At 68.1% G+C, this 23,026-nt stretch carries 23 protein-coding genes; 8 read left to right on the top strand and 15 right to left on the bottom strand.

All coding sequences use genetic code 11. The features are described from left to right. Window positions 1-30: 30 nt before the first annotated feature. From E0H92_RS23405 to E0H92_RS23385, 5 genes are all read right to left on the bottom strand, one after another. Window positions 31-450, bottom strand: a complete 420-nt coding sequence (locus E0H92_RS23405) for a cyclic nucleotide-binding domain-containing protein (RefSeq protein ID WP_131287556.1) — start codon at window positions 448-450, stop codon at window positions 31-33. An 87-nt stretch (window positions 451-537) separates the two neighbouring features. Beyond that, window positions 538-1,491 carry a UDP-glucose 4-epimerase GalE gene (galE, locus tag E0H92_RS23400; RefSeq protein WP_131497726.1) on the bottom strand — a complete coding sequence of 318 codons (954 nt, stop codon included), beginning with the start codon at window positions 1,489-1,491 and terminating at the stop codon, window positions 538-540. Between the two features lie 61 nt (window positions 1,492-1,552). After that, window positions 1,553-2,185 (bottom strand): class I SAM-dependent methyltransferase, encoded by a 633-nt coding sequence (locus E0H92_RS23395; RefSeq protein ID WP_131497725.1) that lies wholly within the window; start codon window positions 2,183-2,185, stop codon window positions 1,553-1,555. Continuing rightward, window positions 2,178-4,262, bottom strand: coding sequence for a spermine/spermidine synthase domain-containing protein (locus E0H92_RS23390; protein WP_131497724.1), 2,085 nt, complete (start codon window positions 4,260-4,262; stop codon window positions 2,178-2,180). The genes E0H92_RS23395 and E0H92_RS23390 overlap by 8 nt, the downstream gene beginning before the upstream one ends. 75 nt (window positions 4,263-4,337) lie before the next feature. After that, entirely contained in the window at window positions 4,338-5,168 is an 831-nt protein-coding gene (locus E0H92_RS23385; protein WP_131460168.1) for a S1 family peptidase, read from the bottom strand. 248 nt (window positions 5,169-5,416) lie between these two features. Between E0H92_RS23385 and E0H92_RS23380 the strand changes: the two genes are divergently transcribed. Together E0H92_RS23380 and E0H92_RS23375 are read left to right on the top strand one after the other, a co-directional pair. After that, the gene (locus tag E0H92_RS23380; protein ID WP_131460169.1) at window positions 5,417-6,901 is read left to right on the top strand and encodes an LCP family protein; all 1,485 of its coding nucleotides are present in this window, start codon (window positions 5,417-5,419) and stop codon (window positions 6,899-6,901) included. Window positions 6,902-6,907: 6 nt separating this feature from the next. Continuing rightward, window positions 6,908-7,912: a glycosyltransferase family 2 protein gene (locus tag E0H92_RS23375; protein ID WP_131287574.1), complete on the top strand. Its 1,005-nt coding sequence runs from the start codon at window positions 6,908-6,910 to the stop codon at window positions 7,910-7,912. Here the strand turns inward: E0H92_RS23375 and E0H92_RS23370 are convergent. The 5 genes from E0H92_RS23370 to E0H92_RS23350 are packed head-to-tail and all read right to left on the bottom strand — an operon-like array spanning window position 7,909 to window position 12,816. Then, window positions 7,909-8,664 carry an ABC transporter ATP-binding protein gene (locus tag E0H92_RS23370; protein WP_131460170.1) on the bottom strand — a complete coding sequence of 252 codons (756 nt, stop codon included), beginning with the start codon at window positions 8,662-8,664 and terminating at the stop codon, window positions 7,909-7,911. The two genes, E0H92_RS23375 and E0H92_RS23370, sit on opposite strands and share 4 nt — an antisense overlap. Next, window positions 8,651-9,529: an ABC transporter permease gene (locus tag E0H92_RS23365; RefSeq protein ID WP_131497723.1), complete on the bottom strand. Its 879-nt coding sequence runs from the start codon at window positions 9,527-9,529 to the stop codon at window positions 8,651-8,653. Before E0H92_RS23365 ends, E0H92_RS23370 begins: the two co-directional genes overlap by 14 nt. A 42-nt stretch (window positions 9,530-9,571) precedes the next feature. Beyond that, window positions 9,572-10,273: a tyrosine-protein phosphatase gene (locus E0H92_RS23360; protein WP_131460172.1), complete on the bottom strand. Its 702-nt coding sequence runs from the start codon at window positions 10,271-10,273 to the stop codon at window positions 9,572-9,574. A 6-nt stretch (window positions 10,274-10,279) separates the two neighbouring features. Then, a complete protein-coding gene (locus E0H92_RS23355) occupies window positions 10,280-10,936 on the bottom strand; it encodes a hypothetical protein (RefSeq protein WP_131497722.1) in 657 nt (218 codons plus the stop codon). Between the two features lie 26 nt (window positions 10,937-10,962). Then, window positions 10,963-12,816: a right-handed parallel beta-helix repeat-containing protein gene (locus tag E0H92_RS23350; protein ID WP_131460174.1), complete on the bottom strand. Its 1,854-nt coding sequence runs from the start codon at window positions 12,814-12,816 to the stop codon at window positions 10,963-10,965. Window positions 12,817-12,911: 95 nt separating this feature from the next. Here E0H92_RS23350 and E0H92_RS23345 point away from each other — a divergent pair, with 95 nt between their 5' ends. Beyond that, window positions 12,912-14,003 carry a substrate-binding domain-containing protein gene (locus tag E0H92_RS23345; protein ID WP_131497721.1) on the top strand — a complete coding sequence of 364 codons (1,092 nt, stop codon included), beginning with the start codon at window positions 12,912-12,914 and terminating at the stop codon, window positions 14,001-14,003. On the opposite strand, the gene E0H92_RS23340 is transcribed toward E0H92_RS23345, so the two are convergent. Both E0H92_RS23340 and E0H92_RS23335 read right to left on the bottom strand, forming a co-directional pair. After that, entirely contained in the window at window positions 13,980-14,303 is a 324-nt protein-coding gene (locus E0H92_RS23340) for an AzlD domain-containing protein (RefSeq protein WP_131460176.1), read from the bottom strand. The genes E0H92_RS23345 and E0H92_RS23340 overlap by 24 nt on opposite strands. Next, a complete protein-coding gene (locus tag E0H92_RS23335) occupies window positions 14,296-14,988 on the bottom strand; it encodes an AzlC family ABC transporter permease (protein WP_131460177.1) in 693 nt (230 codons plus the stop codon). The genes E0H92_RS23340 and E0H92_RS23335 overlap by 8 nt, the downstream gene beginning before the upstream one ends. A 54-nt stretch (window positions 14,989-15,042) precedes the next feature. Between E0H92_RS23335 and E0H92_RS23330 the strand changes: the two genes are divergently transcribed. After that, complete coding sequence (locus E0H92_RS23330; RefSeq protein WP_238152510.1) at window positions 15,043-15,612, top strand: helix-turn-helix domain-containing protein; 570 nt, start codon at window positions 15,043-15,045, stop codon at window positions 15,610-15,612. A 108-nt stretch (window positions 15,613-15,720) separates the two neighbouring features. Next, window positions 15,721-16,797, top strand: coding sequence for an RICIN domain-containing protein (locus E0H92_RS23325; RefSeq protein WP_131497720.1), 1,077 nt, complete (start codon window positions 15,721-15,723; stop codon window positions 16,795-16,797). A gap of 61 nt (window positions 16,798-16,858) precedes the next feature. Here E0H92_RS23325 and E0H92_RS23320 read toward each other — a convergent pair whose 3' ends face one another. Further along, window positions 16,859-17,689, bottom strand: coding sequence for an SAM-dependent methyltransferase (locus tag E0H92_RS23320; protein WP_131497719.1), 831 nt, complete (start codon window positions 17,687-17,689; stop codon window positions 16,859-16,861). 162 nt (window positions 17,690-17,851) lie between these two features. Between E0H92_RS23320 and E0H92_RS23315 the strand changes: the two genes are divergently transcribed. After that, window positions 17,852-18,730 carry a helix-turn-helix domain-containing protein gene (locus E0H92_RS23315; RefSeq protein WP_238173555.1) on the top strand — a complete coding sequence of 293 codons (879 nt, stop codon included), beginning with the start codon at window positions 17,852-17,854 and terminating at the stop codon, window positions 18,728-18,730. Here E0H92_RS23315 and E0H92_RS23310 read toward each other — a convergent pair. Beyond that, window positions 18,727-19,218, bottom strand: a complete 492-nt coding sequence (locus E0H92_RS23310) for a winged helix-turn-helix transcriptional regulator (RefSeq protein WP_238150943.1) — start codon at window positions 19,216-19,218, stop codon at window positions 18,727-18,729. The genes E0H92_RS23315 and E0H92_RS23310 overlap by 4 nt on opposite strands. 55 nt (window positions 19,219-19,273) lie before the next feature. Here E0H92_RS23310 and E0H92_RS23305 point away from each other — a divergent pair, with 55 nt between their 5' ends. Both E0H92_RS23305 and E0H92_RS23300 read left to right on the top strand, forming a co-directional pair. Next, the gene (locus tag E0H92_RS23305) at window positions 19,274-19,822 is read left to right on the top strand and encodes a GNAT family N-acetyltransferase (protein ID WP_238173554.1); all 549 of its coding nucleotides are present in this window, start codon (window positions 19,274-19,276) and stop codon (window positions 19,820-19,822) included. Between the two features lie 13 nt (window positions 19,823-19,835). Beyond that, window positions 19,836-21,122, top strand: coding sequence for a YncE family protein (locus E0H92_RS23300; protein WP_131497718.1), 1,287 nt, complete (start codon window positions 19,836-19,838; stop codon window positions 21,120-21,122). Here E0H92_RS23300 and E0H92_RS23295 read toward each other — a convergent pair. Further along, window positions 21,119-23,014: a 13E12 repeat family protein gene (locus E0H92_RS23295; RefSeq protein WP_131497717.1), complete on the bottom strand. Its 1,896-nt coding sequence runs from the start codon at window positions 23,012-23,014 to the stop codon at window positions 21,119-21,121. The two genes, E0H92_RS23300 and E0H92_RS23295, sit on opposite strands and share 4 nt — an antisense overlap. Between the last annotated feature and the right edge of the window lie 12 nt (window positions 23,015-23,026).

Genomic DNA, 23,026 nt, shown 5'->3' with positions numbered 1-23,026 from the left:
GGGGCCCCCGGGCGGCTCGAGCCGGATCGGTCAGCTCCCGGACTCGAGGCTGCGGATCCGGGCGGTCAGGGCCTTGAGCAGCGACTGGGCGACGTCCGGGTTCGCCCGCACGACCGGCTCGAAGGCCAGCGCGGACAGCGCGAACGTGCTCAGCCCGTCCGGCCCGGCCACCACGGTCGCGGAGCGCGGCAGGCCGTCGATCAGCGAGACCTCGCCGAAGTAGTCCCCGACTTCCAGCGGCTCACGCTCGACGCCGTTGACCGACACGACGGCCGAGCCCGCCAGCACCACCTGCAGGCCCGCGTCGTGGGCGCCCTGCTCGACCACATGGCTACCGGCCGGAACCTTCAGCGTGGTGCCACGCTCGATCAGCTCGGACAGTGTCTCCTTCGGCAGGCCTTCGAAGAGGTCGATCTTCGCCAGGAACTGCGGCAGGCTCTCGTAACTCATGGATCGCACCCCTCGATCGGCGCCCGTTGTCCGGGCCGCAACTGTGAACTGCGCCACAGGTTACAACCGCCGGGGGATCGCCACCACTCAGCTTTTCGGCCAGGCCTCCCAGGCGGTCGCGAACATGTCGTCGACCGTGAAGGTGTTCTGCCAGGCGAGGTCGCGGGTGGCCAGGTCGCCGTTGGCAACGACCCGGGACGGGTCGCCGGGGCGCCGCGGGCCCTCGGTCGGGGTGAAGTCGATGCCCGTGACCCGGCGGGCGGCATCCATGATCTCGCGGACCGACGTACCGGTCCCGCTGCCCAGGTTGTAGACGGGTTCGAGGGTCTTGCCGGACTCGAGAGCGCGCGCGGCCGCGACGTGGGCGCGGGCCAGGTCGGCGACGTGCACGTAGTCCTTGACCGACGTGCCGTCCGGGGTCGGGTGGTCGGTGCCGTAGATCTGCGGCACCTTGCCCTTGGTGAGCAGGTCGCAGACGATCGGGAACAGGTTGTACGGCGAGGCGTCGTACACCGTCGGGTCGCCGGACCCCACGACGTTGAAGTAGCGCAGCGAGGTGTGCTGCAGGTCCGTCGCGGCGGCCTGGTCGCGGAGCAGCCACTCGCCGATCAGCTTCGACTCGCCGTACGGCGATTGCGGGTCCGGCGCGGTGTCCTCGGTCACGACCTCGTCCTTCGGGGTGCCGTACACGCCGGCGCTGGACGAGAACACGATGTTGCGCACCGAGGTCTCCGCCATCGCTTCGAGCAGCGACACCATCGCGGTCACGTTCTGCGTGTACGTGTGCAGCGGGCGCTGCACCGAGACCCCGGCGTACTTGAAGCCCGCGAGGTGCACGACGCCGTCGACGCCCTCCAGCGCGCGGCGGACCGCCGTACCGTCGAGCAGGTTCGCCTGCACGAACGGCACGCCGTCCGGGACGAACTCCGCCTTCCCGCTCGACAGGTCGTCGATCACGACCACGTCGATCCCGTCGTTGCGGAAGGCGCGCACCACATGCGCCCCGATGTATCCGGCACCACCAGTCACGAGCCACGTCATGTCTCAGATCCTGCCACCAGAATCTGACCGGAGCCCCGGAAACGGGCCGAACCTGTACCAATTAGCAGACAGTTGCCAGCCAGAAGTAAGTCAGCTCGGTCCACTCCACCTCGGCGGGCGCCACCTCGGCCGTGAACTGCTCGCGGCTCGGGAAGTTCTTCAGCACCTCGAACGTCCGCCCGTCCGACAACTGCCGCGTCTGGTACGTGTCGCCGTCGTCCGCGGTCCGCGTGATCGGATAGTTGCTGCCCTCCACGTACCGGTTGTCGGCGAGGATCACCACGCCACCCGGCTCGACCCGGTCCCGCAGGCCGTCGACGAACCGCCGTACGTCGGACCGCGGCACATGCGACCAGAAGAAGCCGGCGAAGATCGCGTCGTACCGCCCCTCGACAGCACCGAGGTCGTACGCGTCCGCAGTCCGGAACCGTACGTCGGCCGCGCCGTAGGACCGCGTCCGCGCAATCGCCAGCGGCTCCTCGTTGAAGTCCGTCGCGACCACGGACCGCGCCGTGGTCGCCAGCGCCGTCGTCCAATAGCCGGTGCCGGCGGCAACTTCCAGGACGGAGCACCCTTCGACGAGGGGCGGCAGGAGGGCCCGCAGACGGGCCAGGTCCTCCTGCCGTTCCGGCTTGTCGTACACCGCGTCGTACTCGAGGGCACGCTCGCGGTAGTAGTCGGCCAGCTCACTCACGAGCGGTCCGGAGTTTCGGGGTCAGGATGAACGCTCCGACGTACAGCAGGGCGGCGATGATCAGCAGGCCGTGGAAGCCGATGATCAGCGCGGCGTACTCGAGACAGCCGCCGAGCATCGCGCCGAGCAGGTTCGCGCCGAACGACGCCGTACCGTCGGCGGTGTCGGTGAACCGTTTCGCGAAGATCACGTTCGCCGCGAAGATCGGCAGGAACGCGATCAGCACCGCGACCAGCGCCCGCAACCCGACCGGCATCGACAGGAGCCAGCTGTCCGGGAACACCCACGACAACGCGAGCCCGCCGAACAGGATGGCGAACATCGCCTTGATCGGTGGTGTCTTGAACCGCCTCGTCACTTCGACCGCCGCGAGCACCGCCACCAGCACGCCGGCGAACACGATCGCGTTCACGACCCACGTCGTACCGAACAGCAACGCGAACCCGGTGATGCTCTTCGTCTCCAGCAGCATGAACCCGGCCCCCAGCAGGAACAGGTCCGCGTACGGGCGCATCCGCCGGTACGACGAACCGCCGCCGGCGATCCCGACGCCGACGAGACCGGCGACCAGGATCAGCCCGAGCGTGACCAGGTAGAGCGACGGGATCCGGTCCGTGAACAGGTACAGGAACGGGCGGTTGTCCGTGGCCGGCGGCGGCGTCTCCGCGGTAGCGCCGGCCCACTCGGCGGAACAGTTCTGGTCCTGCTCGGTGAGCCCGACCGTCACGACCGCCTGCTGCAGACCGTCGCCGATCTTGTCCACACACGGCTTGTGCCCGAACGCGTGCTGCGCCGTCGACGCGAGTCGGTCGATCAGCCAGGTCTCGCGGTAGTAGTTGTACATCGCGAACGCGCCACCCGGGTTCAGGTGGTCACGCGCCGACTCGAACGCCTGCTGCGTGAACAGGTAGCTCTCCAGCCGCAGCGAGCTCGCGCCGTTGACCAGCGTCAGCGAGTCCGGCAGCGCCAGCAGGATCAGGTCGTACTTCTTGTCGGTCCGGGACAGGAACGCCCGCCCGTCGTCGATGTGCGAGCTCACCCGCGGGTCCTGGTACGGCCGGTCCGGGTGCAGCTCCTTGCCGAGGTCCCGGATCCGCGGGTCGATCTCGACCGCGTCGACGTGCTGCGCGCCCTTCTTCAGCGCGATCGCCACGTCCGAACCCGATCCGGCGCCGATGATCAGCACGTTCTTCGGCTGCTTACCCGCGTTCGCGCGCTCGTACGGCAGGCCGTACTGCGGCTCCCACTGCAGCCGCGCGTCGGCCGGGATCGCCTGCTGGTGCGGTACGCCGTTCACCGTGATCGTCAGCAGCGGCACACCTTCCCAGGTGTACTGCTTCGTCTGCACCTTGTAGTACGGCGACCAACTGTTGTCGGACTTGGTCGACTCCTTGAACAGCACCCCGAGCATCACGAGCAGCGGCGCGAGCACCATCGCGGCGCTCAGTCCGGTGGCGACCGCCCGCCGGCCGGCTCCGGAGGCCCGCGGGATCATCAGCACCGCGAACACCACTGTGACGATGAGCCCCCACCAGATCGGCGGTGCGCCCAGGAACGACAGCGCGGTGAACGTCACGATCCCGATCAGCGATCCGACCAGGTCGAACCGGTACGCCGTCAGTCGCGGAAGCTCCGCGAAACAACGCCCGACGAGTTCGGCGGGCCCGGCCAGCACCACGGCGGCCGCGACGAAGACGATCGGCAGGATCACCCAGACCGGCGGGCCGGTGGTGTTCAGGCTGGTGAAGTAGATGACGCTCGACGAGCTGCCGCGGTCGACCGTGACGGGTTTCCACGCGATCACCAGAACCAGCAGGCCGAGCATGATCGGCGAGTAGTACGGCAGCCGTTTCGCCCGGCCGGAGCGCAGGACGCCGATCCCGATCCCGAGGAACGAGCCCAGCAGCACGAAGTTCGAGAAGTAACTGAGATGCACGACGTTGGAACCGGTCCAGCGGATCAGCGCGAGCTCGACGAACAGCATCAGCGCGCTGGACGCGACCAACCGCGTCCGAACCCCGAACGGGCTCGGCCAACCGGTCGTGACGACGGGATCAGTAGCGGAGTCGACTGCCATGCGGGGCGACGTTACCGGATATCGAAGTGCTCTGCGTCACCCCGCAGGCATCGTTACTTTCTGTTCAAATTGCGGTCAGTGACGGCGGGCCGGCTTCGGGAGTTCGCAGCCGGACTTGTTCAGGTCGATGGTGCGGTTCGCGGTCAGGCAGGTGTAGAGCCACCACGTCTGCTGGCCGTACGCCGCGCCTTGCTCGACCGTGACGTTGCCGTCGGCGTCGACCTCGCACGGGTTGTTCACCGTGCACTGCTCGCCGTCCTCGTTCCCGGTGTTGTTCACACCGATCACCTCGCCGGTCGAGGTGCTGACCACGGGCGATCCCGACGTACCGCCGATCGTCTCGCAGCCGGGCTGCTGGTACTTGATCGAGTTCTGCCAGGTCCAGTCGCCCTCGCGGAGCTGCGGGATCGTCGCCTGCACCGAGCAGGTGTAGATCCGCTTCCAGTACCCGGACACCACGGCCATGCCGGCGCCGTCCGCGGGGCCCTGCTTGGCGAGCGTCAGCGGGGTCACGTTCAGGCGGCTCTTGATCGACGCGTAGGTCTCGTTGACCTGGTACACGATCATGTCGGTCTTGGTCATGGTGCCGAACAGGATCTTCTCGGCCCGGATCGTGCCGGCCCGGCTGGAGTCCGGCTTCAGCAGCGTGATCGAGCGCGTCGAGTTCTTGTTCACCAGCACCTGGCCGGGCTGCAGGAACCCGCCCTCGTAGCAGTGCCCGTTGGTGAGTACGAGCGCCTTGTCGGTGCTGACCGATTCGGCGTACCGGACGAGGGACGCGGAGCAGTTGCTGAGAGCGGCGATCCCGGTGAAGTCGGCACCCGGCGCGGCTTGGGCGACGGTGGTGCCGAGGACGGAGGTGCTGACGACCGCGGTGGCAGCCAAAAGCGTACGGAACAGTTTCATGGGGGCGGTTTCCTCACTGTTTGGGCTTAGAGGACTTCGTAACGCATCCCTCCGCCGCGAACCATCACAACTGCGTCAAGCAGGGTGAGTGCAGGGGTTTTCCTGCGCTGAGTGTCGATCCTGCTACTCTTCGTCTCCGGATCCGCCCGGTCTCGAACCATCAGCGACCCCGGCACGTCGTACCAGGTGACAACGAGCCACAAGGTACGGTCGGGAACGAACCGCCCGGAGGAGAACGGAAGGACGTCATGCCGCAGGAGAAGCCAGACCTGCGCAATCTTCGCGAGCCGGTCCGGTTCAAGCGGGCGCTGACGCTGCTGCTGATGACACTGGTCCTGCCGGGATCGGCGCAGATCGTCGCGGGCAGCAGGAAGACCGGCCGCTGGGTGTGGCGGGTGGTCGCCGGCCTGGTCGCGATCGTGATCTTCTTCGTGATCCTGGGCCTGATCTGGCGGTCCGGCACGATCAACATCCTGGCCCGCCCGGGCACGCTGCGGATCGTCCAGGTGCTGCTGATCCTGCTCGCGATCGGCTGGGCGGCGCTGTTCGTGGACGCGTACCGGCTCGGTCAGCCGCTGATGCTGGAGCGGAACCACCGCCTGATGACCAGCATCATGGACGGCGTCCTGATCTTCGTGGTCGTCGGCGCCCTGATCTACGCCAGTGTGATCGTGAACACGCAGCGTGACTTCGTCGCCAGCGTGTTCGGCAACGGGCAGAAGTCGAAGGCCGACAAGGGCCGCTACAACGTGCTGCTGATGGGCGGCGACTCCGGCGCGGACCGGATCGGTACCCGGCCGGACAGCATGACGGTGGCGAGTATCGACGCGGACACCGGCCGGACGGTCCTGATCGGCCTGCCGCGGAACCTGGCCAAGGTGCCGTTCCCGGCCGGTACGGCGATGGCGAAACAGTTCCCCGAGGGCTTCAAGTGGAAGGACTGCGGCTCCGAGTGCCTGCTGAACGCCGTCTACACCTACGCCGTCAACCACAAGAACCTGTTCCCGGGCGACGCGAACCCCGGTGAGACCGCGACCATGCAGGCCGTCGAGGCCGTCACCGGGCTGAAGCTGAACTACTACGTGCTGATCGACCTGGCCGGCTTCCGCGACCTGCTGAACGCGGTCGGCGGCATCACCCTGGACATCGGCAAACGGGTCCCGATCGGCGGCGGCAGCTCGCCGATCAAGGGCTACATCGAGGCCGGCAAGAACCAGCACCTGGACGGGTACCACGCGCTGTGGTTCGCCCGCTCCCGCGCCGAGTCGTCGGACTACGAGCGGATGGCGCGGCAGAAGTGCGTGATGTCCGCGATGCTGAACCAGCTGTCCCCGCAGACGGTGCTGACCAAGTTCCAGGGCATCGCGTCGGCCAGCAAACAGGTGGTCAAGACGAACATTCCGGCGGGTGAACTGGGCACTTTCACCGATCTCGCGCTGGACGCGAAGAAGCTGCCGGTGTCAAGCTTCTCCGCGGTCCCGCCGTTGATCCACACCGGCAACCCGGACTTCGCGCTGATCCGGACGAAGGTCGCCGAGGCGATTACGAAGTCCGAACAGCTGGACAAGGGCGGCTCGGGAGGAGACGGTAAGACTTCGAGCACTCCGAGTAGCAGCAAGCCGACGACCAGTACGACGAAGAAGCCGAGCACCGGTACCACGAAGAAACCGACCAGCTCACCGACCACACCCGCCACCGGCGTCGACGACGTCGCATCGATCTGTAAGGCCTGACCTGATATGCCGCTGTCCCACTGGCCACCCGTGTCCGTCGTGATGCCCGTGCTGAACGAGGAACGCCATCTCGAGGAGGCGGTCGGCCGCGTCCTCGAGCAGGACTACCCCGGCAACCTGGAGGTCGTGCTCGCGATCGGCCCGAGCAAGGACCGGACCCAGGAGATCGCGGACAAGCTGGCCGAGAAGGACCACCGGATCAGCATCGTGCCGAACCCGACCGGCAAGACGCCGGCCGCGCTGAACGTCGGTATCGCGCACGCCAAGCACGACATCCTGGTCCGGGTCGACGGGCACGGCGCGCTCACCGACGGGTACATCACCCGCGCGGTCGAGGTGCTGGAGGAGAGCGGCGCGGACAACGTGGGCGGCGTGATGGCCGCCGAGGGCCGGACCCCGACCGAGATGGCGGTCGCCTGCGCGTACCGCTCCCGGCTGGGTCTGGGCGCGTCGACGTTCCACCAGGGCGGCAAGGCCGGTCCGGCCGACACCGTGTACCTCGGGGTGTTCCGGCGGGCCGCGCTGGAGCGGGTCGGCGGATTCGACGAAACCATGCACCGGGCCCAGGACTGGGAGCTGAACTACCGGATCCGCAAGACCGGCGGCCTGATCTGGTTCAGCCCCGACCTGTCCGTCACGTACCGGCCGCGCTCGTCGCTGTCCGCGGTGGCGAAGCAGTTCTTCCACACCGGCCAGTGGCGCCGCGAGGTGATCCGCCGGCACCCGGAGACCGCCAGCAAGCGGTACCTGGCACCGCCGGTCGCCGTGATCGCGCTGGCCGTCGGCACCGTCCTCGGCATCATCGGCCTCGCCACCGGCATCAGCTGGCTCGACATCGGCTTCCTGGCCCCGATCGGCTACGCCCTGCTGCTGATCTTCGGCTCCGCGATGGAAGGCCGCTACCTGCCCTGGAAGGCGCTGTTCTGGATGCCGCTGGTCTGCGCGACCATGCACGTGTCCTGGGGCCTCGGCTTCCTGATCGGCCTTCGCGAGCGGCCGAAGGCCGTCTAACCGCGGGCCGACTTGATGTAGGCGGCCACGACCTCGTCGACGGGGCCGTCCAGCTTGAGTACGCCCGCGTCCAGCCAGAGGGCGCGGTTGCAGGTCTCCTGCACCACGTCCAGGCTGTGGCTGACCAGGAACACCGTGCCGGCCTGGTCGCGGAGCTCCTTGATCTTGCGCTCGGACCGGACCCGGAACTCGGCGTCGCCGGTCGCGAGCGCCTCGTCGACGAGCAGGATGTCGTGCGTCTTCGCGGACGCGATCGCGAACTTCAGCCGGGCCGCCATCCCGGAGGAGTACGTCGACATCGGCAGGTCGATGAAGTCGCCGATCCCGGAGAAGTCGACGATCTCGTCGTACCGGCGCCGGATCTCGTCCCCCGACATCCCCATCGCGAGGCAGCCGAGGACGACGTTGCGGTCGCCGGTGAGATCGTTCATCATCGCCGCGTTGACGCCGAGCAGCGACGGGCGGCCGCCGGTGTAGACGGCCCCGGACGCGGGCGGCAGCAGACCGGCGATCGCGCGCAGCATCGTCGACTTCCCGGAGCCGTTGCGGCCGATCACGCCGATCGCGTCGCCCTTGTACGCCGTGAAGCTCACGTTCTTGACCGCGTGCACCTCACGGATCGTCGGCCGGTCCTGGCGTTTCACGATCCGGCGCAGCGCGGTCGCCGCCGTACCCTTGCCGCCCTGCCCGGCGATCACCTTGTAGATGATGTCGAGGCGGTCGGCGATGACCGTCGGCTCAGCCTCGTCCATAGCGGTCCTCCGCCTGCCAGAAGTACCAGAATCCGGCCGCCAGCATCACGAACGACCAGACGATCGCGATCGACCAGGCGTGCGGTAGCTGGTTCGGTTCGTGCTCCGCGAGCAACGACCGGCGGATGATGTCGATGTACGCCGAGATCGGGTTGAACGCGAGCACCTGGATCACCCAGCCGGGCGCGTCGATCTGGTTCAGCTTGGCCGGCAGCGAGAAGAAGATCCCGGACGCGTACAGCCAGGTCCGGGTGACGAACGGCAGCAGTTGCGTGATGTCGGAGACGAACGTCCCGATCCGCGCGAAGACCAGCGTGATCCCGATGTTGAACATGACCTGCAGCAGCATCGCCGGGACGACGAGCAGCCAGCGCCACGCCGGCCCGTCGGTCAACCCGACGACCACGAACAGGATGCCGAGCGACACCAGCATCTGGTTCAGCTCGTTCAGCACGTAGGCGAGCGGGAGCGTCGCGCGCGGGAAGTGCAGCGTGCGGATCAGCGACAGGTTCAGCGCGAGCGACCGCGAGCCTTCGGTCATGCAGCGCTGCGTGAACGTGAACACGAAGATTCCGCTGAGCAGGAACGCGACGTAGTTGTCGATCCCGTTCTTCGTGCCGAGCAGGACACCGAACGCGAGGTAGTACACGGCCGCGTTCAGCAGCGGCGTCAGCACCTGCCAGATCGATCCGAGGCGAGCCCCGGCGTACATGGCGTAGGTGCGGGCGGCGGCGTAGCTGACGACGAACTGGCGACGGCTCCACAGCTCGTGCAGGTACGCGCCGAGCGGTGGGCGGACAGAGCTCCTGGAGAGTCCGTAGCGTCGCGCCAACGCCGCGGCATCGGTCTCTGCGGCGGTTGGCATTGCGCCAATGTACTGCGGTGCGTGACGTGGCGGTGACTCAGGTCAGCCCACTAAGCGGGCTCTCAGCTTGTCCAGATCGTCGTCGGTCAGACCACCGTGCCGCAGGTATGCCTCCGGTCCGCCGTAGTTCTCGTCGAGATGCCGGAGGATCGCGACGATCGACTCGGCCCGCGTGTCCCGGAACTCGATCATCTCCGGGTGCTTCGCGACGTCGAGCTCCTCGGCGAGCTGCTCCTCCAGCCACTGCGCGAGTCGCGACTGCGTGAGGTAGTAGTCGGCAACGATCTCTTCCTCACCTACGCCGGCCACACTCAGCGCCAGCGCGACGACCATGCCGGTGCGGTCCTTGCCGCCGTGGCAGTGCACGACCACGGCGCCCTCCGGCTCGTCCGCGATCGCCTTCACCGCGGCCGCGAACAGCTCCGGCCGCTTGTCCAGCATCCAGATGCACGCCGCGATGATGGTCGGCTGCCCGTGGTCGGGATCGGCCGGATCCGCCAGCGATTGCCGGACCGCCAACGGCGTACCGGTGAACGGCGTCGGCGCGATCGCGACCTCGCCGTCACCGCGCAGGTCCAGGATCCGGCTCACCCCGGACCGGCGGACCGCCTCGACGCCGTCCGGGTTCAGGTACTGCAGGCTGTCCGCGCGGATCAGCACGCCCTCGCGCACCACGCGTCCGTCGGTGGTCGGCAGGCCGCCGACGTCGCGGACGTTACGGCAGCCGGGCCAGTCGAGATCCATCGCGTTTCACCTGTCCTGTGGGCGGTCCGGGTTCGGTCCAGGATTGTACGGCGGGGGCTCCGGGAAGGTGTGGTTCTGCGGCGGCGGGTACGGATAGGTACCGGGCTGATAGGGACCGGGCTGGTTCGGGAACGTGTTCGCGGGACGGTTGCGCCGCCGCTTCTTGACCGCCCCGACGGTCAGCAACGTGATGCCGAGGCCGAGGAAGATCAGGAACGAGAACACGGTGCCGAGGATCGACAGCACGAACGCGACGACGGACGACTTCGGACCGGCCGCGTAGGTCGCACTGGTCTCGTCGTCGGTGCAGGAGATGCTGTAGTCCCCGGCCGGTACGGTCCGCGTCGACCGCGCGACGACGTACCAGTTCTCGCCGTTGATCGTGATCGTCTCCGACCCGGTCGGGGGCTTGATCGGTACGTCGTTGCCGTCCGCATCCTGCACCTCGCACGGCGGGGTCAGCACCGGGATCGACGCGTAGATCGTCAGCCCTTCCTTCGTCAGGTGGACGACCCCGTCCTCGATCGGCTGCGGCGTCCGCGGCGCGGTCACGACGATCCGCCACACGAAGAACCCGACCACCAGCGCGCCGACGACGAAACAGGCGACGGCGATCTTCGGCAGGATCGACTTCTTCTCGGCCGGAGCTCCGGGGTACGTCATACCCGCACGGTATCTGGTGCAGGTTGCTACGGAGACTGTCGCGTGAGGCTCAGATCGTCGCAGTAGCCGAACCCGGCGCCCGCTCGCGTGAAGCAGTAGACCTTCGCTGTCGTCGCACTCGGGCCGGTGGTGAACGTGACGCTGCCGCCGCGCCACGTGGTGTTGACGAAGGACGGCGCCCGGACCTCCGACGTACCGTTGAAGGCCTTCGCGCCGATCACGATCTCCGTGTCGTACGCCGACACGCGACCCCAGCCGGACAGTACGTACGTCGTACTGGGTTGCACCGTGACGACCTGCTCCGCGCTCGCCGGAGCCGGACCGAGTTTCACCGACTCGAACACGCCGGCCGGGATGAGGTTCGTACCGGCGCAGGCCGTGTCGTCGAAGGTCGAGCGCTGATGGAAGCCGACGTCCGGCCGGCAGGCGGCCGGGACCGGACCGCCGAAGTAGTCCGTGGGACTCGATCCGACCAGGTTCAGCCCGGTCCGCAGGGCGGGCGATCCGGGGCCGAGCTTGTACCCATCAGGTGTCGAACTGCCCGGCGCGGCGAGGAGCGGGTTCGCGATCGACTTGTACGGATCGGCGGGCTCCGACGACGGATGGTTGCCGTAGTAGAGGTTTCCGCGGAACACGTGGTTCGCGACCTGGTCGTACCCGCCGGTCCCGAGGTTGTAGATGACGTTGTTCGTCCAGGTCGCTTTGGTGGACGCGGAACCGTTGTCCTCGATCACCTTCGTCGACGATCCGCTCGGGATGTAGAACGTGTTCCCGTAGATCTGCGCGGCGCTCTCCCCCGCGGCGTACAGGATGCGGGACTTGTCGTTGATCGAGAGGTTGTACCGCACGATCGTGCCGGACGTGCTCCAGCCGCTGGAACAGCCGCAGAACAGGACGAATCCGCCCTCGTTGTCGTGGCTGAAGTTGTACTGGAAGATCACGCCGCGGTTGCCGCCGTCGGAGTCGAACGCCATCCCGTCGTTGCAGCACGGCCGGCGCACCCGGTAGACCTCGTTGTACTGCACGAGGGTCCGGTCGCTGTTGATGGTCCAGATGCCCGCGTTGTTCCCCGCGGAGCGCATCCAGATGTCGTACGCCGTGTTGTGCTCGACCACCGCGTCGGCGCCGATCCGCAGGACGATCCCGTCGCCCCCGATGTCGTGGATGCGATTGTTCCGGAACACGATGCCGGTGTTCGCGGTCCACACCGGCCCGGACGTGCACGCGTAGATCGCGCGGCAGCCCCAGCTGGACGAGGTGGTGAGACCTTCGCGGTCGACGCGGTAGATCTCGGAGTTCTCGACGGTCACGCCGTTGAAGTGCGTCGGTGTCGTCGTCCCGCTGACCCGGAACTGGATCCCGTTGCTGTTCTTGGTGTCGCCGCCGTTGACGTCGTGCACGTAGACGTTGTCGACGACGTAGTGCGAGCCGGTGCCGAAGTCGGCGAGCTCGACGAGGATGCCGTTCCGCTCCGCGACGGCGGCGCCCTGGTTGGTGACCTCCAGACCGCGGATCTCCCAGTACTGGACGTTGTACAGGTGGATCGCGGCGTACACGGTTCCCCCGCCGGCGACGACCGGGCGCGAACTGCCAGCTCCGTAGGCGTCGACGGTGATCGGCGCGGCGGCGGTTCCGGATCCCGACGGTTTCAGCTGCCCGGCGCAGGTGACACCGCGTGCGAAGAGCACTCTGTCTCCGGCCGCGAACCCGTGCGCGTTGACGGTCGCGAGCGAGTTCCAGGGCGAGGCCTGAGTGCCGCTGCCGCCGGACGCCGCCGAACAGTCGACGTAGTACGAGGTCCCTGCCGCCGACGCGTTGGCGCTGGTGAGCGCCGAGGCCAGGAGCAGTACCACGAACGCCAGCGCGATCTTCAGTCTCATGCTGACCACCTCCGACGACAGGTCACCACGGTTGCCCGCCGCGGCGCGCCGATTCGGACAAAAGACGACACGTCCTCACGTATCGTCCTGGGAGCATGAGGCAGCTTCTCGGGGCACAGCGCAGAGAGCTTCTGGTCAAGTGGATCGAGCGCACCGGCTCGGTGTCTGCCCTCGAGGCTGCAACGGCTCTGGGCGCGAGTGTCCGCACAATTCAGCGGGACATCGAGGAACTGTCGACGGCGGGGCGGCTGACCCGCGTCCACGGTGGAGCTGTCGGCGCCGGGCGCCGCAAGCCTGTCGACGCACAGCTGCGACTGGGCATCCTCGTCCCGACTCGGGGTTACTGCTTCGACGCGGTCCTCGCGGGCGCGGAACAGGCGGCGGCCGCGAGTGGCAGCACGTTGATCGAGGCCGACTACGACTACACCGACGATCTCGCCGCGGCACGGTACGCACGCATCACCAGCCTGGAGCTCGACGGACTACTCGTCACGCCGCACCTCCCGGCGACGACGTGGGGTCAGCTGTGCCGTACCGACGTACCGGTCGTGCTGATCGAACGGCCGTGGGAGCTCGGTTGGGTCCGCGACCTCGACCCGGCAACGTCCGTGGCCGCTGCCCGCTCGCCCGTCGACCACGTGTTCACCGACCACGAGGCCGGAGCGGTACTGGGCCTCGATCACCTCGCTGCCCTTGGACACCGGACGATCCACTGCCTGATCCGCGATACCCCGACCGCGCCGACCTTGCTGCGAACGGCATCGGCGTACGGCGCGACGATCGCTCCGGCGCGCGGGGTGACGCTCGGGATCACCCGCCTGCAACGCTCCTCCGACCAGAGACGTGTGCTGACCGACGCACTGGAACAGGTCTTCCGCGATCAGAAGCCGACAGCGCTCTTCATCCACACCGACGAAGACGCGGTAGCCGCCCGGGAGTTCCTGGAGGATCGGGTGTCGATCCTGTCGTACGACGACGGCCTCCCCAGCAACCCAGCCGGTGGCCTCAGCGCCGTCGCGCCGGACCGCGTTGCTCTGGGCAAGCGCGCCGTCGAGATGATCGTCGACCGCCTCTCCAGCCGCGGACACCACACCCACGACGTCCACCCACCCACCAAACTCGCCATCGTCCCCCGCCTGCACCAAAGAGCAACCACCAGCCGGCTACGGCACACCCAGCAGGCGTAGGCCGGCGGCGGTTGCCGCGGCGGCGACGACCACCAGCACGAACGGCGCCTTGCGCCAGGCGAGGATGCCGCCGACCAGTACGCCGGCCGGTCGGGCGATGCCTGCGGGACCGTGTCCGTCGGTCAGTGCGGAGGTGGCGACCAGTGCGGTCAGCAGGACGATCGCGGCCGCGGCGAGCAGTTGCTGTGCGCGCTCCGGCACCTCGAACCGGCTCCGCAGCGCCGGCCCCGCGAACCGCATCGAAAAGGTGCCCACGGCAAGCACTCCGATCGCGACCAGCAGCAGTGGGGTGTTATTCATGGTGCGCGTCCTCCAGTGCGGGCTTCCCGGCGCGATAGAACAGCAGACCGGCCAGCGCGAGCAGTACCGGCAGACCGGCCGGCAGGAACGGCGTGGCAATCAAGGCGATCACGACGCCGGCGAGCGCCGCCGTACGAGTCGCTCGGTCGCGGAGCGCGGGCAGGACCAGCGCCAGCAGCACCGCGGGGAAAGCCGCGTCGAGTCCGAAGACGTCGGTGTCGGTGATCACCGAGCCGGCCAGTCCACCGATCACGACCCCGATGTTCCAGCAGACGAAGATGCCGATCCCGCCGGCCCAGTACGCCGCCCGCCGCTGCTTCAGCTCGTCCTGTCCCATCGCGAACGCGACGTTCTCGTCGGTCATCAGGTGACTGCCCGGCCAGCGCCGCCACCCGCTGCCGATCACGTCGCTGACCGCAAGCCCGAACGCGATGTGCCGGGTGTTCACCAGCAGCCCCGCGACCATCGCCGCGATCGGGCTCCCGCCGGCGGCGACGATCCCGACGAACAGGAACTGCGACGCGCCCGCGAAAACCACGATCGACAACACGATCGGCACCCACAACGGCAGCCCGCCGCCGACGCTGATCGCGCCGTACGACACCCCCACGACACCGTCGGCCAGGCAGACCAGACCGATGTCACGGGCGAGTCCCCGATCGAGTGTTCGCCATATCGAACGCATGGGCATTATGATGAACACCTAATCTTCCGTTCGTCAAGCCGAACGATCAGACCGATGGAGCGAACAGCGATGGACAGCAAGGCACCCCTGGACGTGATCGCGTCCTCCCTGCGCCGGCACCGCGCCCGCGCCGGACTGTCCTTGACCGAGGTCGCGAAACGCGCCGGGGTCGCCAAGTCCACGCTGTCCCAACTCGAGTCCGGTACCGGAAATCCGAGTGTCGAAACCCTGTGGGCGCTGGCCGTCGCGCTCGACACCCCGTTCGCGGCGCTGCTCGACCCGCCGCGTCCGAAGGTCCAGGTGATCCGCGCCGGCGAAGGCCCGGCGATCTACTCCGACCAGGCCGACTACAGCGCCACGCTGGTCGCCTCCAGCCCGCCGAACGCGCGCCGCGACATCTACCGCATCGTCGTCGCCCCCGGACCCGGCCGGAAGTCCGAGCCGCATATGCCCGGTGTCGTCGAACACGTCATCCTCGGCTCCGGCCGCGCCCTCGTCGGCCCGCTCGATGACCCGGTCGAACTCAAACCGGGCGACTACATCGCCTATCCGGGCGACCTCCCGCACATCTTCCAGGCCCTGGAGGAAGGAACGGTAGCCACGCTCATTTCCGAGCATGTGTAACGTTAACCGCTCACCTCTGGACATCTACGCGCAGCTCTGCGCATCATCATCCTCGAGAGAGCTCTCTGGCTGAAGTCCGCCCCACTTCGCTTGGAGGTAGCACCCCCGATGAGACTCAAGTCCTTACTGCTGTGCGCTCTTCTCGGCCTCGCCGCCGCCCTCGTCCCGGGGAGCGCGTCGGCCGTCGGCGTCACGCCCGGCACCTACGTCAACTACACGTTCGACACCGCCTCGCTCACCCAGGCCGAGTTCACGATGACGATCAACGCCTCCCCCGGCCGCGCGAACGTCTACTGGGCCAACCAGTTCGGCTTCACCGGCGGCGACGTCGGCGGGTACACCGGCATGCAGGCCCACCGCGACGGCGGTGGCATGTTCCTGTACTCACTCTGGAACTCGACCGCCTGGAAGGCCGGCGACGCGGGCACGTACTGCATCCAGTTCCAGGAGGACGGGACCGGCGGCAGCTGCCGCCTCGACCAGGCCCCGACCCCCGGCCACACCTACAGGTTCGCCGTCGCAAGCGAAGGCAGCGGCTGGTACGGCGTCACGGTTCGCGATCTCACCGCCGGTACGTCGTTCAAACTCGGCAGCCTGCAAACGGGCTCCGGGAACACGATCAGTACGTCGGGAATGGTCAGCTGGACCGAGTACTTCGACTGGAACAACGACAAGGCCACCTGCGACGACGAGCCGTACTCGAAGCTGACGATGAGCGTGCCGACCAGCGGCAGTCTCACCGCGCACTTCACCGGTACGTCGGAGAGCAGCGGCTGCGCCGCGGACAGTCAGGTCACGCTGAACGGATCGACCGCCGTCCAGGAGAACGGCATCGGTAACTCGGCCTCGGGCGACATCCGCGGCAGCGGCGGCTGCCTGGACGTCTCCGGCTCGGACGGTACGACGATCCTCTTGTACACCTGCACCGGCGGCAACAACCAGAACTGGGTGCACGCGGAGAACTCGACGTTCCACGCCCTGTTCAGCTGCCTCGACGCGAGTGCCACGCAAGCCGGCACCGTGATCCTCTACAGCTGCCACGGCGGCACGAACCAGCAGTGGACGTTGCCCGGCGACGGCACGATCCGGTCCGGCGGCCGCTGCCTCACCGCACCGACAACTCTGGGCAATGCCGTGACTGTTGCCACCTGCAACAACTCGGCAGCACAACGCTGGACGGTCTGACAACGGACGACGCCCGGGACCGCAGCCAGCGGTCCCGGGCGTTGCGACGTACTGTCCCTCGTTAGACCTTGTGGCCGATCCCGCCGACGATGCACTCCTCGACCTGGTTCAGCGGCTTGAGCCGCGGGCCGTCCGGCCACCAGTCGTCGCACAGCACCAGGCCCGGGGGGACGAGCTCCTGGTCGGGGAAGAACGTCATCAGCTCCTTGCGGGTGCGGAACCGGCCGCTGCCCATCGGGCTGTGGATGAACTTGTCCTCCATCTTCTGGGCGACCTCGGTGTGCTCCGGCGTCTCCGGGTCGAAGAAGTGTGAGACCACCGTGTACGACCCGGGCACCACCGCGTCGACGTACTTCTGCATGATCTGCGCGCCCTCGTCGCCGATGTAGTGGTGCAGCGTGCCGTTCTGGATCACGGCGATCGGCTGGCTGAAGTCGAGGAAGGCCCGCACCTCGGGGTGGCCCAGCACCTCGTCCGGGTCGAAGATGTCGGCGCTGACGAACAGCGTGTTCTCGTTCTCCTCCAGCAGCGCGCGGCCGTGCGCGAGCACCACCGGGTCGTTGTCGATGTAGAGGACCTTGGCCTCGGGCTGGATCCGCTGCACGACCTGGTGGGTGTTCTCGGCGGTCGGCAGACCGGACCCGCAGTCGAGGTACTGCGTGATCCCCGCCTGGCCGGCCAGGAACCGGCAGGCGCGGATCAGGAAGTTCCGGTTCGACCAGGCCAGGTCCTGAGCCTGCGGCGCCGCGGCCTGGACCCCGCGCAGTACCTCGCGGTCGACCTCGAAGTTGTCCTTGCCGCCCAGGAAGGCGTCGTACACCCGGGCGATACTGGCCCGGCTGGTGTCGACGCCGACCGGGATCGAGCTCGGCGCGTTGGTGGCATCGACCATCAGTGAACCTCGCAGAAAGTGATCGGGAAGTTTGTGCGCCCGACTCTACCGAGAGTACGGCGCGCTGAACACACCGTGTCGGCGCGTGCGGTGTGGACACGTTCACGATCCGTTATGAAATGATCAACTGCTCCACACCGAACCACTGCTGGGAGGCCAGAGGTGACCGAGCCGGGGGCGTACGGCGGCCCGACCGCCCTGCGCATCATGCTTGGGGTGCACCTGCGCCGGCTCCGTGAGAACGCGGGCGTCTCCCGCACCGACGCGGGCTGGGCGATCCGCGGCTCGGAATCGAAGATCAGCCGCCTCGAGCTCGGCCGCGTCGGGTTCAAGGTCCGCGACGTCGACGACCTGCTGACGCTGTACAAGCTCGAGGACCCGGAGGAGCGCGACCGGCTGCTCGCGCTGGCGCGGGACGCGAACAACCCGGGCTGGTGGCAACGGTACGACGACCTGACGCCGCAGTGGTTCCACTCCTACCTCGGCCTGGAGATGGCGGCCGACCTGATTCGTACGTTCGAGCTGCAGTTCGTACCGGGTCTGCTGCAGACACCGGACTACGCGCGATCCGTCGTACAACTCGGCCGGCAGGACAAGCCGTTGTCGCGGGCTGAGCAGGATCGCCTTGTTTCGTTGCGGATGAGCCGCCAGGAAGTGCTGACACGGCAACGACCCGCGCGGCTGTGGGCGGTGATCGACGAGGCGGTCCTGCGACGTCCGATCGGCAGCCGCCAGATTCTCAAGGCCCAGCTCGAGTTCCTGATCGACTCGGCGCGCCGGCACAACGTGACGCTGCAGATCATCCCGTTCGAGAAGGGCGGGTACACGGCGACCGGCGGCGCGTTCACACTGCTCCGGTTCAACGACGCCGACCTTCCCGACATCGTCTACATCGAGCATCTGACCAGCGCCGTCTACCTCGACAAGCGCGAGGAACTGGACACGTACGTCGTCACCATGGACTCCGTGTCGATCACCGCGGCCCAGCCCCGCGAGACCGAATCCATCCTCCGCAGGGCGATCGCGGACCTCGACCTCTAACGAGGTTGCGCCCCAGGCCCGGGGCGGAAGGCAACTTCACGCGGGCTCGGCTCGTGGCCGGCCTCGCACTGCATGACGACGGTGACGCGCTCGCCGCAGTCGCCACGGTGCCGCGGCTCGATCGGCGGGCCGGAGTCGAGCGGCAGGTACTGATCGGCCCACTGGATCATCGCGACCAGCACCGGGTAGAGGTCGAGCCCCGCCTGGGTGAGCCGGTACTCGGAGCGTTCACGCTGGCCGGGCAGGCGATACGGGTGCCGGCGGATCAGGCCGCGCTCGATCAGCGCGGCGAGCCGCTCGGTGAGGACCTGCCGCGGTACGCCGGCCCGGGCGCGGATGTCCTCGAACCGGCGGACGCCGACGAAGACCTCGCGCAGGACGTGAAAAGTCCACTTGTCGCCGAGGATGTCCATCGTCCGGGAGATCGTGCAGTTCTCCGTGGACCAGTTCATCGCCTCCGGCATCTGTTCGCTCACTGCCGTACCCATACCTCGATGATAAGTCCGCTTGACAGACTCAGCCAAGTCGAGCCAGGCTGAATCCGTGAACCAGACTCAGACGAGACCGCCACTCGTCCGCCGCGCCGGCGAACCCGACGCGGACGAGCTGGCGAGGATGCTGTCCGGGCTGACGGACCTCAGCCGCTACTTCCGGTTCCAGACCGCGATCGGTACGCCGCCACGCCCGGCGCTGCTGCTGCGGATGCTGTGCCCGACCGGCACCGCCTTCGTGGCCACCCGCGACCAGACGATTGTCGGCCACGCGATGTGGGCCTGGGCCCCCGGCGAATCCACCGCCGAACTCGCTGCCGTGATCGCCGAGGACGACCAGCGCCGCGGCCTCGGCATCCGGATGCTCTCCATCGCCGCTGCCGACGCCATCGCAGCCGGCGCCACCCACTTCCTGTTCGTCGTCAGCGCCGCCAACGAACGCACCCTCCGCATGATCCGCCGCCGCTGGCCCACCGCAACAGTCGACCGCGACGGCGCCCTCCTGACCTTCACCGCCCCAGCCCGCCTACCGGAAGAGCGTCTGCACGTCGTCAGCCCGCGCGGTGCAACCCGTACCTCCGTCGTCGCCCGCGTCCCGTAGCAAACTGGGGCACGTGGATTCACTGCCCTGCGGGCACATCGCGCATCGCGGCCCGAGCCGGTTCTGCCCGCACCTCGTCAGCAGCGAGGATCGATGGGTCGAGGCCATCGCCTACCTCACCGGAAACGATCTGGACTTCGACCTGTCCTGCAAGGACTGCGACGCCGCAGCCCATCCGATCGCGTGGGTCGACGTGTGCGAGGGATGCGTCCAGCGGATCATGGAGGACGACAACCCGGTCGCTTGGCGCGGCCATCCCGGCGTGAAGCACCGACCGGAACCGGTCGAAACCTCACTGACCTCGACTGCCCTGCCGGCAAACCTCGCTCAGCCTGCCGACTTCACCGCACTGCCCGGAACCGCCGGCAACTGGTTGATCCTCACCGCGGACGGTCTGCTCAGCAATTTCGACGCCGACACCGGTGAGCATGTCCTGCTCGCGCCCGCCGACCTTCCGGCAGAGCCCACGCCCGAGCTCGGCAAGACGCCGCGCCCCCGCATCCATGCCGACCCGAGCGGTCGATACGTCGCGATCGTCAACGACTACGGCCGGTACGGCGTTGTCCTCGACCTGCACGACGGACGGGAAACCATGCGGCTCGATCGAGGTGACTACCACCCCGAGCAGACGCCGTTTCCGATCGCGTTCCTCACCGTCGACGACGACATCGCCCTGATCCATGCCACGGCATGGAACCGCGTCGATGCGTCAGATCCCGCCACAGGAAAGCTGCGTACTCGCCGCGACCAGACCCCCTACCTCGCCGGCCAGCCAAGGCCCGAGCACTACCTCGACTACTTCCACGGCGCGCTGCACCTGTCGCCGGACGGCCGCTGGCTCGCCGACGACGGATGGGTGTGGAGCCCGGTCGGGCTCCCCCGCGTCTGGGACACCCAGCACTGGCTTCGAACGAACGTCTGGGAGTCCGAGGACGGCGAATCGGCCCGCCGTCTCGCGCACCGTGCCTACTACTGGGACAAGCCGATGTGCTGGGTCTCCACCGATCTCGTGGCGATCAGCGGCATCGGGTACGACGACGAGGCCATGCTCGACGGCGTCCGCATCTTCGACGTCACGACCGGCGACGAGGTCCTCGCCTTCGCATGCCCGATCAGGGCACTCTTCGGCGCGCCCGGCCGTCTCTACGCCAGCTCGGAAACGGAACTACAGATCTGGGACCCGCGGACGGCCGAGCTGATCGGCACCGTCGACCACTTCGCCCCGACCCGCTACCACCAGGGCACCAGCGAACTCGCGCAAATCCAGAACGGACAACTCACGCGCTGGAGCATGCGCTAGTCAACCCGCTCGATCCGCTGAGCCGCAGCACGGACGCCGCGTTCTCGCATGACCGCAGCGAAACTGGTGGCTCGATGGGTGCCGGTGTAGTCGACGACGAAGCGGAAGCCGTGGGGGCTGGTCCAGGCGATTGCTCCGGTGGGCAGGCGTCGGCTTCGCCAGCCGCCGAAGGTTTTGGCGCGGTGGTGGAGTCTGCCGAGCGGTATGAGGTTGTCGGTGGTCGTCTGTCTCGGTGGTCCAGCACGCTCGTACGGCGCGATGTGATCCTGATCCATCCGCGTCGTCGCCTCGGCTCCGCTGTACGGGAACATGTCGACCGGGTGCTGGAGTCTCACTCGTTCGCGGATCCGGTCGGGGATCTCGTAGCTGTGGACGCTGACCTGGTCCTGTAGGTCGATCACCGGCTTCACGACGATCTGGTCGTGGCCGAGAAGCTCGTTCAGTTGGCCGGCGAGTAGCGGTCCGAGTTCTTCGACCCGCAGTACACCGTTGCCGGTAGCAAGTGTCCGGTCGGTGAGATGCACGTACAGCGTGTGCCGGTTCCGCCGTCCGCCGCCCGAGCCGAGACCTTCGCGGTACGCCTCGCGCTTGATCGCCGCGAGCCGAGCCGGAAGCGCACCAGCCAGCATCCGCCGCGTGAACGCATCCCCGTCATCCCCACCACAGGCAACGCGATCCCAACCATCGCCACCGTCATAGACAGCCGCATCCCAGCCGTCGCACGAGCTGTCGTATGCACCGTTGTCCCCGCCGGGAACCTGGCCCTCATCCGCCTGATCAACCTCGAACGGCGCGATGTTGTCAGCTGCCGGCGCGTCCTGCTCGGCCTGCACGACGTCGTCTGCCGACGGTACGTCGTGCTCGGGCTGGCCGGTCCCGTCCTCTGCGTCGGCCCACTGCAGCGCAGCATCCGCATCGCCTGAGGTCGCGTGCGTCCGTTGGGCGTGCGGCGGCTGAGGGTCGGCGGGCTGAGGGGCGGCCTGCTGGCGCTCGGTGGGCTGGAAACCCGCTGGCTGGGAACCGGCCCGCTGGAGGTCTGCCGGCTGGAGGTCTGCGGGATGGGAATCCGCGGGCTCGGAATCCGCTGGCTGGGGGCTGGCTGGCTCGGGGTGGGTGGGTTGGGTGCGGGCGAGGTGGCGGGCGACCTCGAGGAGGTGATCGGCTGCTGCCGGGTCGGCGATCCAGCCGAGGGCTTTGGCGCGGCGTTGGTTGAGGTCGTCGGGGTCGCCGAGGGTTTTGAGGGCGCGGGCGAGGTCGTCGATGGTGGCGTCGAAACGGATCACGTCGCCGGCGGCGGCGCGGACCCAGATCTGCTTGGTGCCATGGTCGTCCGACGGGGCGACGAACACGCCGCGGGTGCGGGCGGCAGCTTCGGCCTGGGCTTTCGCGGCGTCGGGGTCGGCCTCCCAGACCGCCGCCTTGACGATCCGCTCCAGCGCGCCCGGCGTCACGGTGTTCACAATCCCGACCACCCGCCGGTCCACGATCGCGGCCGCCTCCTGCGACAGCGCCAAACAGGCGTGCGCGACCTTGCGGGCCCGCCACGGCACCGCGTTCCCGGCCAGCACCGCGGCCCAGATCCTGGGCAGCCGGTGCCGCAACGCGAGCGCCTCGCCGATCAGCGCCGCGGCGGCACCCGACGACATACCCAGCACGGCGCCGAACTCGATCGGCGCGAACTCCGCCACACCGGGACAGCCGTCACCGCCGTACACACGGAGCTGCTCGTAACCCGGCAGCCATTGATAGCCCTCGACGACCGCATGCCGGTCGGCGTAGACCAGCGCGACCTCCAGGACCCGGACCGCGGCACGGGTCTGGATCTGGTCGTACTCCGACGCCGCGGCCAGCAGGTCCGCGGTGTCGAGTGCCTCCAGATCTTCTTCGAACATGTGTTCTAGTTT

Source organism: Kribbella speibonae (assembly GCF_004331375.1).
GTDB lineage: Bacteria > Actinomycetota > Actinomycetes > Propionibacteriales > Kribbellaceae > Kribbella > Kribbella sindirgiensis.
The sequence above is the reverse complement of the archived record's forward strand: the minus strand, read 5'-3'. Positions and strand labels throughout refer to the sequence as shown.